15 protein-coding genes and 1 tRNA gene are annotated in these 12,284 nt (G+C 69.5%); 13 read left to right on the top strand and 3 right to left on the bottom strand.

Translation table 11 applies throughout. The features are described from left to right. The 4 genes from A7B20_RS20545 to A7B20_RS20530 form a co-directional block, all read left to right on the top strand. The coding region (locus A7B20_RS20545; protein ID WP_157937745.1) for a hypothetical protein at window positions 1-267 on the top strand (267 nt) is incomplete at its 5' end. A 29-nt stretch (window positions 268-296) separates the two neighbouring features. After that, window positions 297-674, top strand: coding sequence for an RNA-binding S4 domain-containing protein (locus tag A7B20_RS20540; RefSeq protein WP_102110452.1), 378 nt, complete (start codon window positions 297-299; stop codon window positions 672-674). 49 nt (window positions 675-723) lie between these two features. Continuing rightward, window positions 724-1,062 (top strand): ferredoxin FdxA, encoded by a 339-nt coding sequence (gene fdxA, locus A7B20_RS20535; protein ID WP_102110451.1) that lies wholly within the window; start codon window positions 724-726, stop codon window positions 1,060-1,062. 307 nt (window positions 1,063-1,369) lie between these two features. Further along, window positions 1,370-1,879, top strand: coding sequence for a CarD family transcriptional regulator (locus A7B20_RS20530; RefSeq protein ID WP_102110450.1), 510 nt, complete (start codon window positions 1,370-1,372; stop codon window positions 1,877-1,879). A 113-nt stretch (window positions 1,880-1,992) separates the two neighbouring features. Here A7B20_RS20530 and A7B20_RS20525 read toward each other — a convergent pair. Beyond that, window positions 1,993-2,066 (bottom strand) — tRNA-Gly (locus A7B20_RS20525). A gap of 205 nt (window positions 2,067-2,271) precedes the next feature. Between A7B20_RS20525 and A7B20_RS20520 the strand changes: the two genes are divergently transcribed. Further along, window positions 2,272-2,688 (top strand): globin domain-containing protein, encoded by a 417-nt coding sequence (locus A7B20_RS20520; RefSeq protein ID WP_102110449.1) that lies wholly within the window; start codon window positions 2,272-2,274, stop codon window positions 2,686-2,688. 39 nt (window positions 2,689-2,727) lie between these two features. On the opposite strand, the gene A7B20_RS20515 is transcribed toward A7B20_RS20520, so the two are convergent. After that, on the bottom strand, window positions 2,728-3,018 hold the full coding sequence (locus A7B20_RS20515; RefSeq protein WP_102110448.1) for a hypothetical protein: 291 nt from the start codon (window positions 3,016-3,018) through the stop codon (window positions 2,728-2,730). Between the two features lie 381 nt (window positions 3,019-3,399). Between A7B20_RS20515 and A7B20_RS20510 the strand changes: the two genes are divergently transcribed. From A7B20_RS20510 to A7B20_RS20475, 8 genes are all read left to right on the top strand, one after another. After that, window positions 3,400-3,837: a hypothetical protein gene (locus A7B20_RS20510; RefSeq protein WP_102110447.1), complete on the top strand. Its 438-nt coding sequence runs from the start codon at window positions 3,400-3,402 to the stop codon at window positions 3,835-3,837. Window positions 3,838-3,866: 29 nt separating this feature from the next. Next, window positions 3,867-5,123, top strand: a complete 1,257-nt coding sequence (locus tag A7B20_RS20505) for an imelysin family protein (protein WP_102110446.1) — start codon at window positions 3,867-3,869, stop codon at window positions 5,121-5,123. 19 nt (window positions 5,124-5,142) lie between these two features. Continuing rightward, window positions 5,143-6,681 (top strand): di-heme oxidoreductase family protein, encoded by a 1,539-nt coding sequence (locus tag A7B20_RS20500; protein WP_425437201.1) that lies wholly within the window; start codon window positions 5,143-5,145, stop codon window positions 6,679-6,681. Next, the gene (locus A7B20_RS20495; protein ID WP_102110445.1) at window positions 6,678-7,655 is read left to right on the top strand and encodes an imelysin family protein; all 978 of its coding nucleotides are present in this window, start codon (window positions 6,678-6,680) and stop codon (window positions 7,653-7,655) included. Before A7B20_RS20500 ends, A7B20_RS20495 begins: the two co-directional genes overlap by 4 nt. Before the next feature lie 4 nt (window positions 7,656-7,659). Beyond that, window positions 7,660-8,733, top strand: a complete 1,074-nt coding sequence (locus A7B20_RS20490; protein WP_102110444.1) for a DUF1513 domain-containing protein — start codon at window positions 7,660-7,662, stop codon at window positions 8,731-8,733. 143 nt (window positions 8,734-8,876) lie between these two features. Beyond that, on the top strand, window positions 8,877-9,860 hold the full coding sequence (locus A7B20_RS20485; protein ID WP_102110443.1) for a TRAP transporter substrate-binding protein: 984 nt from the start codon (window positions 8,877-8,879) through the stop codon (window positions 9,858-9,860). A 63-nt stretch (window positions 9,861-9,923) separates the two neighbouring features. Further along, complete coding sequence (locus A7B20_RS20480) at window positions 9,924-10,430, top strand: TRAP transporter small permease (RefSeq protein ID WP_102110442.1); 507 nt, start codon at window positions 9,924-9,926, stop codon at window positions 10,428-10,430. Then, entirely contained in the window at window positions 10,431-11,735 is a 1,305-nt protein-coding gene (locus A7B20_RS20475) for a TRAP transporter large permease (RefSeq protein WP_102110441.1), read from the top strand. On the opposite strand, the gene A7B20_RS20470 is transcribed toward A7B20_RS20475, so the two are convergent. After that, window positions 11,728-12,284 (bottom strand): adenosylcobinamide-GDP ribazoletransferase (locus A7B20_RS20470; protein WP_102110440.1); only part of this gene is annotated, 557 nt, incomplete at its 5' end. The two genes, A7B20_RS20475 and A7B20_RS20470, sit on opposite strands and share 8 nt — an antisense overlap.

Raw genomic sequence — 12,284 nt, 5'->3', positions numbered from 1 at the left:
GCTCGCGGCCCCCGCCGCGAGGCCGAGGGCGGCGGACGCAACGGCGGCCCGCGCGGTCGGCGCGACGGCGCGAAGGACGCGTCCCGCGGCGAGCGCAAGTTCGACGGCAAGCCGAAGGGCAACCGCGGCAAGGGCGGTGCACGGAACGACGATGCCAAGGGCAAGGGCGCCAAGAGCTTCGAGGCCCGTCCGCCTCGACGCGAGAAGCAGATCGACCCCGACAACCCCTTTGCTGCGGCCCTCATGGGCTTCAAGGACAAGACCTGAGCGGCGCCGCGGCCTCTGGCGGCACCGCTGTGCGCGCGACCATCCGGGCCGACAAGTGGCTCTGGTTCGCGCGCTTCTTCAAGACGCGCAGCCTGGCCGCGCAGGTGATCTCTTCGGGTCACCTGCGGGTCAACGGCACGCGGGTCTCGAAACCCGCGCAGGCCGTCGGGGCAGGGGACGTGCTGACCTTTCCGCAGGGCAACGGCATCCGCGTGGTCGAGGTGGTCGCCTGCGGCCTGCGCCGCGGTCCGGTGCCGGAGGCGAGGGCGCTCTACACCGACCGGACGCCGCGCGTCGATTCCGCCCCCGCCGCGCCCCGCTACGAGGGCCGGGGACGGCCGACGAAGAAGGAGCGCCGCGCGCTCGACGCGGGGGACATTCCGGGAGGTTCGGGGCCGCTTGAATGATCCCGGACGCTGCGCTAGGTCAGGCGCGAAGCGAAACGGGACTCTATCCATGACCTATGTCGTCACCGACAACTGCATCGCCTGCAAGTACACCGACTGCGTCGAAGTCTGCCCGGTGGACTGCTTCTACGAGGGCGAGAACATGCTGGTGATCCACCCGGACGAATGCATCGACTGCGGCGTGTGCGAGCCCGAGTGCCCCGCCGACGCGATCCGCCCCGACACCGAGCCGGACATGGACAAGTGGGTGGAGTTCAACCGCAAGTATTCCGAGGCCTGGCCGGTGATCATCACCAAGAAGGACCCGCTTCCCGAGGCCGAATCGCGCGATGGCGAGGAAGGCAAGCTCGAGAAGTACTTCTCGGAAACGCCGGGCGAGGGCGGCTGAGCGCCCCGATCGTTTGCCCCTGAACGATGATTCGCCGCCGCCATGCCGCGGCGCGGCGTGGCCTTTGCGCAATTTGGGCCGTGTTTACAGGCTTTTCCGCCCATCCCGCAGGCATTGCTTCCTTCGGGCGCATTTTTGTGGTATGTTTACAACCGTGTTAGCGGCAGCTGCACCATTGAACTGGGGAAAAGCGCCTCTGGCGTTCACGACGACCTGACAACATGGATGGAACGACGGGAAGATGTGTGTGTTCCCGCCGTGCTTTTGCCGCCTGATATCTGGGGTCCTTACGAGGAAGTGTGTCTGAATGAGCAAAGCCAAGAAACTTGAATTCCGCCCGAACGACTATGTGGTCTACCCGGCCCATGGCGTTGGTCAGATCATCTCGATCGAGCAGCAGGACATCGCCGGCATCTCGCTGGAGCTGTTCGTGATCTCGTTCGAGAAGGACAAGATGACCCTGCGGGTGCCCACCCACAAGGCCTCGGAGGTCGGGATGCGTTCCCTGTCCTCGCCCGACATCGTGACCAAGGCGATGTCGACCCTGAAGGGCAAGGCGAAGGTGAAGAAGGCCATGTGGTCGCGCCGCGCCCAGGAGTACGAACAGAAGATCAACTCGGGCGACCTGATCGCCATCGCCGAGGTGGTGCGCGACCTGCACCGCAGCGACGACCAGCGCGAGCAGAGCTATTCCGAGCGCCAGCTTTACGAGGCGGCGCTGGAGCGGCTGACCCGCGAGGTCGCGGCCGTGACCGGCGGCGACGAGGTCCTGGCACAAAAGCAGGTGGGCGACGTCCTGGTGGGCCGCGCGGCCTGATCCGGACAAAGCTCCGTCAACTGAAACGCCGTCCGGTCCGTCCGGGCGGCTTTTTTGTTGCCCGGCCCGCTGATGAGGGGCCCGGGAAGGGGAGCGCGGCATGGTGGGGGAGATGGAGCGGGTGAAGGGAATCGAACCCTCGTCTGGAGCTTGGGAAGCTCTCGCTCTACCATTGAGCTACACCCGCGGTGGAATTTGGATACCGGCTCGCCCGCTGCGCCGCAAGAGGAATCCTGTGGCCCGGAAGACGGTAGGCGGACGCCGGGACGGCGCGCGCTGCTGGCGCAGCGACGCCCCACCCGCCGTCCCGCGGTGCCTCCGGGCGCGGGTGTCGCGCAACCTTTTCTCAACCATTGGTGTCTAGCCTTTCCCACAGCTTCGGAGGGACAAGGATGACGCCGCAGCAGATCTCCGTGATCCGGGCGAGTTTCGCACGCATCTATCGCCGGAAGGCCCGCATCACCCGGGCGTTCTACGATATCCTGTTCGCCCGCGCCCCCCATCTGCGCCCCCTCTTCGCCGAGGAGATGGTGCCGCAGCACGAGAAGCTGGCGAACATGCTGGCCTTCACCGTGCGCCACCTGTCCGACGCGCCGCTGCTGAAGTCGACGCTGAGCGAGCTGGGGTTGCGCCATGTCGCCTACGGCGCCGAGCCGCAGCATTTCGTGCTGGTGGGAACGGCCCTTATGGAGGCGTTGAAGGCGGAGACGCCGGGCGGCCTTTCCCCGGCGGAGGAGGAGGCGTGGTCGGCGGCGATCTTCGCGCTCTCGGGGCTGATGATCTCGGCGATGGAGGTCTCGGAAGCCTGAGGGCGACGGCCTTCGGCACGGGCGAGCACGGTCGGCAGGCTATTGCGCGGGGCTGCGGGTGATCGAGAGGCAGGTCACGGTCTGACCCGGCTCGAACCGGCGGGCGGCGCGTTCGATCCGGGCCATCTGTTCGACGTCGGCGTCGGCGTCGATGTCGACGGATCCGGCGTGCCGCGCGCCGCGGACCAGCGCGCGGCGGGTGCGGAACACGAAGTCCGTCACCGAGCAACACTCGCCGACTTCCAGGAAATCCAGCGGCACGGAGGCGGGGGAGCGGCAGACTTCTTCCCGCCCGTCCGGCCACCGGATCGTGAACGTCGTATATCCCATGCCTGCCTCCCATTCCCGCGCCAACTCCCGGTGCCGGGGCACCGGTTGACGCGCCATTATGCAACCAGGGGTTGAGCCTCCGCCCCTCGGGACCTTCAAACTTGCGCCGTGTCGGGGACCGGTCAACGCCCGTCCGCGATACCGGAGCGCATGGTCGCCGAACGCCCATGGCGCGGGCGGTCTGCGGCGGCGGCTGCGCAGGATCCGGGCGCAACGGCGATACGGGAGCGTACGTGTCACCCGGAGCGGACCGGATTTCCGAGCAAAAAACTCGGGATTGACTTGGGCGATTGAAAGAGTCAGGAATTGCCCGTCACCCAAGCCCCGGAGGTTCGCCATGCCCGATGTTTCCGACCTGCCGATCCGTCCCGGAGCCGCGCGGTGAGTGCCCATGGCGGCGCCCGGCCGGTCTCGTCGCTCCGGAGCCTCGACGGCTTCGAGCGCTTCGTCGTCCTTGCGCTGCGGCTCTGGTGCGGGGGCGACAGCGGGCGTGCCGCGTTGCAGGCCGCCTTCCTGTCGCGCAGCGGCGCGCGGGCGGCGGCGGGCCTGGCACGCCTCGACAGCCTGATGGAGCTGCTTCTGACCCATGGCCGTCGGCCCTTCCTGCACCATGCGGTCGGCTGCGACTGCGTTGGCGCGGACGAGGCGCTGCTGGCGCATTTCGTGACCACCGCCGCCACCGGCGCGCGGGAGGATGCGCTGCTGATGGCCATGCTGATGGTCGATGCCGAGGTCGCCCCGCTGGTGGCCGAGGCGGCGCAGCAGTTCGGGCTGCTCCAGCTGACACCGGGGGCCGCGGCCCCCGTCACCCTTCACTGACCCATCCGATCGAGAGAGGATCCGATTTCATGTACCGCCTTGCCCTGACCCTGACCGCCGCCGGTGCCTGTGCCGCGGGCTCTGCCATGGCGCAGGACCGCGCCGCGGCGCTGACGACCTATGCCGACATCGCCGAGGCCGCCTACGCCGACAGCCTGAGCACGGCGGAGCGGCTGAAGGAGGCCATCGCGACGCTGGTCGAGACGCCCTCGCCGCAAGCCTTGCAGGCGGCGAAGGAGGCCTGGCTCCAGTCGCGCGTGCCCTACCAGCAGACCGAGGTCTATCGCTTCGGCAACCCGATCGTCGACGACTGGGAGGGCAAGGTGAACGCCTGGCCGCTGGACGAGGGTTTGATCGACTATGTCGCCTTCGGCGGCGCGACGGACGAGAACGCCTATGGCGACCTGAACGTGATCGCGACGCCGACCTTCACGCTGTCGGGTCAGGAGGTGGATGCCTCCGTCATCACGCCCGCGCTGCTGGAGGACACGTTGCAGGAGGCCGACGCCAACGAGGCGAACGTGGCGACGGGATACCACGCGATCGAGTTCCTGCTGTGGGGGCAGGACCTGAACGGCACCGGGCCGGGCGCGGGGCAGCGGCCCTGGACCGACTACGCGCAGGGCGAGGCCTGCACCAACGGCAACTGCGACCGGCGGGCGGAGTACCTCGAGGCCGCCGCGGACCTGCTGGTGCTGGACCTTCAGGACATGGTCGCGGCCTGGGGCGCCGACGGGGAGGCCCGCAAGGCCGTGACGGCGGACACCGATGCGGGGCTGCGCGCGATCCTGACCGGCATGGGCTCGCTCGCCTACGGCGAACTGGCGGGGCAGCGGATGAAGCTCGGGCTGATGCTGAACGATCCCGAGGAAGAGCATGACTGCTTCTCCGACAACACCCACAACGCGGCCTTCTACGACGGACTCGGCATCCGCAACGTCTATCTCGGCAGCTATACCCGGGTCGACGGCACGGTGGTCGAGGGGCCGTCGCTGTCCGAGCTGGTCGCGGCGGCCGACCCGGAAGTGGATGCGCTGCTGCGGGCCGACCTCGACGCGACGATGGAGGCGCTGCGCCGGATCAAGACGGCGGCCGAGGCAGGCTTCTCCTGGGACATGATGCTGGCGCGCGGCAGCGACGCGGGCGAGGCGCTGATCATGGGCGGGGTCGACGCGCTGGTGAAGCAGACCCGCGGGGTCGAGCGGGCGGTGCGCGTGCTCGATCTCGGGGACGTGACGCTGGAAGGTTCCGACAGTCTGGACAACGCGGCGGCGGTGTTCGAGTAAGGTCAGGCGGAGTGAAGTCTTGAGACGAGTTGCGATCATCGTGGCGGCCCTGGGGATTGCGGGGCCGCTTCCGGCGGGAGAGGCGGACCTGGGTCTGCCGCTTCTCGACATCGTGCCGCGGACCGAGGCCGAGGCGGCGCGGATCGCCGCCATCGTCGCACCGACGCGGGATTTCAGCGCCCCCGAGAAGTTCGAGGAGAACCCCGGCGGCGCCGCGACGGTGCGGGCGATGCCGACCGCCGATGCCTTCTCCCAGCCCTCCGGCAACACCAGTTTCGAGGGCGAGCTGGACTTCAAGCTCGGCAACGGGCTGTTCACCAAGCTCTGGGTCTCGGCGCCGTCCTCGACCAGGGCGAGCGACGGGCTGGGCCCGCTGTTCAACGCGCGCTCCTGCCAGAGCTGCCACCTGAAGGACGGGCGCGGCCATCCGCCGGTGGTGGGCGAGACGCCGGTGGCGCTGTTCCTGCGCCTGTCGGTGCCGCTGAAGCCGGACGAGGAAAAGACCGAGATCGAAACCTATCTCGCCTCGCTCCAGACGCCGACGCCGGGCACGCGGCCCGATCCCGTCTACGGCGGGCAGCTCCAGAACTTCGCCGTGCCCGAGCAGAAGGCCGAGGGGCGGATGGTGGTGGACTACACCCCCGTCGAGGTGGCGCTGAGCGACGGCGAGACGGCCGAGCTGATGGCGCCGACGTATTCCATCGCCGATCCCGCCTACGGGCCGCCGAGCGACGAGCTGATGATCAGCCCCCGCGTCGCGCCGCAGATGATCGGCTTGGGGCTGGTCGAGGCGGTGCCGGCGACGGACATCCTGGCCCATGCCGACCCCAAGGATGCGGACGGCGACGGGATCTCGGGCCGGGCGCAGATCGTCTGGTCGAAGGAGGCCGGGCGCCCGGTTCTGGGGCGGTTCGGCTGGAAGGCCGGCGCGCCGAGCATCCGCGAGCAGTCTGCGGCGGCCTTCGCGGGCGACATCGGCATCTCCTCGCCGTTGTTCCCCGCGTCCTCGGGCGATTGCACGCCCGCTCAGGCGGACTGCATCGCCGGGCCCCATGGCGACGCCGAGACGGGGTTCGAGATCGACGCGGAGGGACTGGACCTGGTCGCCTTCTACTCGCGCAACCTCGCCGTGCCCGCCCGCCGCGACGTGGGCGACGCGCAGGTGCTGGAGGGCAAGCGCGTGTTCTACGAGGCGGGCTGCCCCGCCTGCCACACGCCGAAGTTCGTGACAGACCGGCTGACAGACCAGCCCGAGCAGAGTTTCCAGCTGATCTGGCCCTACAGCGACTTCCTGCTGCACGACATGGGCGAGGGGCTGGCCGACGACCGCCCCGAAGGCCGCGCCACGGGGCGCGAGTGGCGTACGGCGCCGCTCTGGGGGATCGGGCTGACGAAGCAGGTCACGGGGCGGGAGAGTTTCCTGCACGACGGACGTGCCCGCAGCCTGCTGGAAGCTATCTTGTGGCACGGCGGCGAGGCCGAGGCGGCGCGGGAGCGTGTCGTCTCGATGCCGAAGGATGACCGCGCCGCGCTGATCCGGTACCTGGAGAGCCTATGAAACATCTTGCCGCCGCCCTTGTCCTCTGCTGCGCCACGCCGGCCGTGGCAGGGGTGGACGAGGTCATCGACACCCACATCCTGCCCGGCATGGACGCCTTCGCCGAGGCCAGCGCGAAACTGTCCGACACGGCCGCGTCTGACTGCACGGCCGAGGCGGTGCGCCCCGCCTACCAGTCCGCCTTCGACGCCTGGATGGGGGTGTCGCACCTGACGATCGGGCCGCTGGAGCAGGGCGGGCGGCTTCTGGCCATCGCCTTCTGGCCCGACGCCAAGGGGGCGGGGGCGCGCACCCTCGGCCAGATGATCGCGACCGAGGATCCGGCGGTGGACTCGCCCGAGGCTTTCGCCGACGTCTCGGTGGCGGCGCGGGGGTTCTTCGCGCTCGACCGGCTGCTGTACGAGGATCCCTACGAGGCGGGCAGTTACACCTGCAAGCTGGTGCAGGCGGTGGCGGCGGACCTCTCGCGGATGGCGGGCGAGGTGGATGCCGAGTGGCACGACAGCTTCGCCGAGACGCTGAGGACCGCCGGAGAGCCCGGCAACGACCGCTTCCTGACCCGTGACGAGGCGGTGCAGGCGCTGTTCACCCTGCTTGGGACCGGGCTGGAGGTGGACCACAGCCAGCGTCTGGGTCGGCCCATGGGGACCTTCGAGCGCCCCCGCCCCGAACGGGCCGAGGCGCGGCGGTCGGGCCGGTCGCTCAGGAACGTCGTGCTGTCGCTTCAGGCGCTCAGGCGGATGGCCGACGCCTTGGCCGACCAGCCGATCCCGCAGACCGACGAGGCCTTCGCCAACGCGCTCGACGCCGCCGATTTCGACGACCCGGTGTTCGCCGGGGCGGCCGACCCCATGGGCCGCTTCAAGCTGGAGGCGTTGCAGCAGGCCATCGACACCGCATCGCGCGCCGTCGATGGCGAGCTTGGCGCCCAGCTTGGCGTGACCGCCGGTTTCAATTCCCTGGACGGAGACTGATCCCATGCACCGACGCAAGTTCCTCGGCGCCGCCCTTGCCGCCGCCTCGGCCCCCGCCGTGGGCTGGGCAGCGGCGGGCGATCCCTCCTACCTCGCCGCGGCGAAGGAGGCCGACGGGGGCTATGCGCTGTTCGGGCTCGACGCCGCCGGGGCCGACATCTTCCGCATCCCGCTGCCCGCCCGCGGCCATGCCGCCACCGCACACTCCGCGGTGGCCGAGGCGGTGGCCTTCGCGCGGCGTCCCGGCACCTTCGCGCTGGTCATCGACTGCGCGACGGGGCGCGAGAAGGCGCGGCTGACGGCGCCCGAGGGGCGGCACTTCTACGGCCACGGCACGTTCATCGAGGGTGGCACGGTGCTGGCGACGACCGAGAACGACATCGCGACGGGGCAGGGGCGCATCGGCTTCTGGTCCCGCGCCGACGGCTACATGCGGATCGGCGAGGTGGCGACGCACGGGATCGGCCCCCACGACATCCGCACCATGCCCGACGGATCGCTCGTCGTGGCGAACGGCGGCATCCTGACCGACCCGAAGGCGGGGGACGGGCGCGAGAAGCTGAACCTCGACACGATGCAGCCGAACCTCGCCTTCCTCACTGCGGGCGGCACGCTGACCGACCTCGTGGAGCTCGAGCCGGAGCTGCACCAGAACTCGATCCGCCACCTCGCGGTCGCGCGGGACGGCACGGTGGCCTTCGCGATGCAGTGGGAGGGCGATCCGGACATGGCGCCGCCGCTCCTCGGCCTCGTGAAGCGGGGCGAGGATCCGCGGCTGCTGGCGGCGCCGTACCCCGAGCATGTGGGAATGAGGGGCTATGCCGGGAGCATCGCCTTCGACACCGCCGGGTCCTGCGTGGCCATCACCTCGCCCAAGGGCGGGCGGGTGCATCGGTTCGACCGCGAGGGCTTCCTCGACGCGCCCCGCCGCGCCGATGTCTGCGGCATCGCGACCGCCGAGGCGGGGCTGATCGCGACGGACGGCTTTGGCGGCGTGCTCTGGATCGACGGCGCCCATGTCCAGCCGCTCCAGGCGGCGCACCGGGCCTGGGACAACCACCTGATCCGCATCGGCTGAGGCACGGCGGCCCGCACCGGGGGCGGCGCCGAAATATCGGGCATCCTGTGAATTCCTGTGCGCCTGTGGTGCCGCGGCGCTTGCCCCGGCGGCAGGGACCGGTCCAGACTGCGGGCAATCACAAAGCACAACAGGGAGTCACCATGTCGTTCTTCACCCGGATCACCGCGGGCCTTGCCGCGACCGTCGCGCTGGCCACCGCCGTTCAGGCCGAAACGAAGTGGGTCATGGCCTCGGGCTATCCCGAGGACAGCTTCTTCACCAAGAACATCCGCATGTTCATCGACGAGGTGGAAAAGGCGTCGAACGGCGAGCTGAAGATCGACCTGCGCCCCAACGGCGAGCTGATCAAGCTCGACGCGATCCGCCGCGCGGTGCAGTCCGGCCAGATCCAGATCGGCGAGATCCGCTTCGGCGTCTACGGCAACGAAAGCCCGATGTACGTGCTCGACAGCCTGCCGAACGTCGCGGGCGACTACGAGGCGGGCTGGCGGCTGATGGAGGCGCAGAAGCCCTGGTTCGACGAGAAGTTCAACGCCGACGGCATGACGATCCTCGCCTACCATCCCTGGCCGGGGCAGGGCTTCTATACCAAGTTTCCGGTCGAATCGACCGACCAGTTCCAGGGCGTGAAGATGCGGATCTATTCCACCTCGACCCAGCGGATGGGCGAGCTTCTGGGCTTCGACGCCACGATCCTGCCCTATGCCGAGGTGCCGCAGGCGTTTTCGACCGGGCTGATCGACGCGCTGTTCACCTCGGGGCAGACGGGCAACGACATCCAGGCCTGGGATTACGTCGATCACTTCACCTACACCGGCTCGATGCACAACAAGAACGGCATCATCGTAAACACCCGCGCGCTTCAGGCGCTGCCCGAGGAGGTGCAGAAGGCGGTGATCGCGGCCGGAGAGGCGGCGACGAAGCGCGGCTGGGAGATGAGCAAGGAAGCGGGCGAGGCCAGCGTCGCCGTGCTGAAGGAGCACGGGATGACCGTGGCCGACGCGCCCGAGCAGCTTCAGCAGAAGATGGACGAGATCGGCAAGGTGATGATCGAGGAGTGGAGCGCCTCGGCCTCGCCGGACGAGAAGGCGGTGCTGGACGCCTACCTCGCCTCGGGCAGCTGATCGCGCGACCCATCTGACCGGCGGCCGGGCGGGGTCCGGCCGCGTGCAATCCGGGCGGGACCGATGCGCAAGCTGTTGAACCTGTTGTACCTCGTCTGCGGCTACCTCGCCGCGGGTTTCCTGGCGCTGATCGCCGTCGTCACGCTCTACCAGATCGTGGCGCGGCAGCTGCGCATCCCGGTCGAGACGACGGAGGTCGCGGGCTTCTGCCTGGCCGCCTCCACCTTCCTCGGCCTCGCCTACACCTTCGTGAACGGCGGCCACGTCCGCATCTCGCTGGTGGCGCAGTTCGTCGGCGGCACGGCGCACCGGGTGGTGGAGCTCTGGTGCTGCGCCGTGGGCGCGCTGATCTCGGGCTATGCCGCCTGGCAGATGACGCTCTATACCCTCCAGTCCTACGATTACGGCGACCTGAGCCCGGGGCTCGTGGCGATGCCGCTCTGGATCCCCCAAAGCGGCGTGGCCTTCGGCCTGGCCGTGCTGACGCTGGCCATCGCCGAGCAGGCGACGCTGGTGCTGACGGGACGGCGCGCGGGGTACGAGGACAATGTCGACAGCACGGCCGAATAGATGAGCGGCGTCGGACTTGCCACGCTCGTGCTGGTGCTGAGCCTCCTGGTCCTTCTGGGCTCGGGGGTCTGGATCGCGCTGTCGCTGCTGGTCGCGGCGCTGATCGTCTTCGCCTATTTCGCCCCGCTCGATCCCGGCTCGATCATCGCGGCGACGATGTGGGACGCGAGCTGGAGCTGGGCGCTGACGGCGCTGCCGCTCTTTGTCTGGATGGGCGAGATCCTGATGCGCTCGGGCCTCTCCTCCTCCCTGTTCCGGGGGCTTTCCCCTTGGGTCGCGGGACTTCCGGGCGGGCTGATGCACGTCAACGTCATCGGCTGCGGCGTGATGGCGGCGGTCTCGGGCTCCTCCGCCGTGACCTGCGCGACGGTGGGGCGGATGAGCATCCCCGAGCTGACGGCGCGCAAGTACGACCGGCGGATGATGATCGGCTCGCTGGCCGGGGCGGGGACCTTCGGACTGCTGATCCCGCCCTCGATCATCATGATCGTCTACGGCGTCGTCGCGCAGCAGTCGGTGGCGCGGCTGTTCATCGCCGGGATCCTGCCGGGCCTGATGCTGATCCTGCTGTTCTCGGGCTACATCGCGCTCTGGTCGCGGCTGAACCCCGACAAGCGGGGCGACCTGCCCGAACGCACCACCATGGCGCAAAAACTCGCCGCCTCGAAGGAGCTGCTGCCGGTGGTCGGGCTGATCGTCGCGATCATCGGCTCGATCTACGGCGGCTTCGCCACGCCGACCGAGGCGGCCTCCATCGGCATCCTCGGCGCGCTGATCCTGGCGCTGATCAACGGCACGCTGAGCGGCGCGATGTTCACGGAGAGCCTGCTGTCGGCCACCCGCATCTCCTGCATGATCTCCTTCATCATCGCCTGCGCCGCCTGCCTCTCCGTCGCCGTGGGCTTCGCCGACATCCCCCGCGTCGCCGCCGCCTGGGTGCAGGGGATGGAGCTGTCGCCGACCGCGCTGATCTTCGTGCTGACGCTGTTCTTCCTGGTGCTCGGCTGTTTCCTGGAGGGGATTTCGATCCTGGTGCTGTCCAGTTCCGTGGTCCTGCCGATGATCCAGGCGGCGGGGATCGATCCGATCTGGTTCGGCATCTACGCGGTGATCGTCATCGAATGTGCCCAGATCACCCCGCCGGTGGGGTTCAACCTGATCGTGCTGAAGTCGATGACGGGCCGCGGCATCGGCGAGATCGCCTGGGCGACCTTCCCCTTCCTCTGCGTGCTGCTGTTCGCGATCGTGCTGATCGTGATCTTCCCGCAGATCGTGACGGTGCTCCCCGACCTGATGCTCAACTAGGCCCTTGCGCCGCGGCGGCGGCGAAAACGATCAGGGCGGTCGTTTCGGCCAGTTGCTGCGCAGCGCCGAGCACGTCGCCGGTCTGCCCGCCGATCCTGCGCAGCGCCAGCCGGGCGAGGCCGGAGGCCGCCAGCGCGATCAGGACGGCTGCGGGCAGCACGGGGGCGCCCGCACAGGGGATGGCGAGCAAGAGCGCGGCGAGGAGCGCAAGGCCCACGGTGGATTGCGCGGGCCGCCCGACCCTGGCCGAGAGGCCGGATGGCCGCGCCGGGGGCAGGGCGCAAGACAGGGCCGCCATCGGCACCCGCGAGAGCGCGGCGGCCGCGATCAGGGCGCCCCAGCCGATCCCGGCGGCGAAGAGGGTGGCCAGCGCGCTCCAGCGCAGCCCGAGCGACAGGACCAGCGCGATCACCCCGTAGGTGCCGATGCGGCTGTCGGCCATGATCTCCAGCCGCCGTTCGCGGGTCCAGCCGCCCCAGAATCCGTCCACGGTGTCGGCCAGCCCGTCCTCGTGCAGGCCCCCGGTCAGCGCCGCGCCGGTGCCGAGCG

It is taken from the genome of Oceaniglobus roseus (assembly GCF_002869745.1).
In the GTDB taxonomy this organism is placed as follows: Bacteria; Pseudomonadota; Alphaproteobacteria; order Rhodobacterales; family Rhodobacteraceae; genus Oceaniglobus; species Oceaniglobus roseus.
Note: the sequence above shows the minus strand (reverse complement) of the source record. Positions and strands in the feature narration are given on the sequence as shown.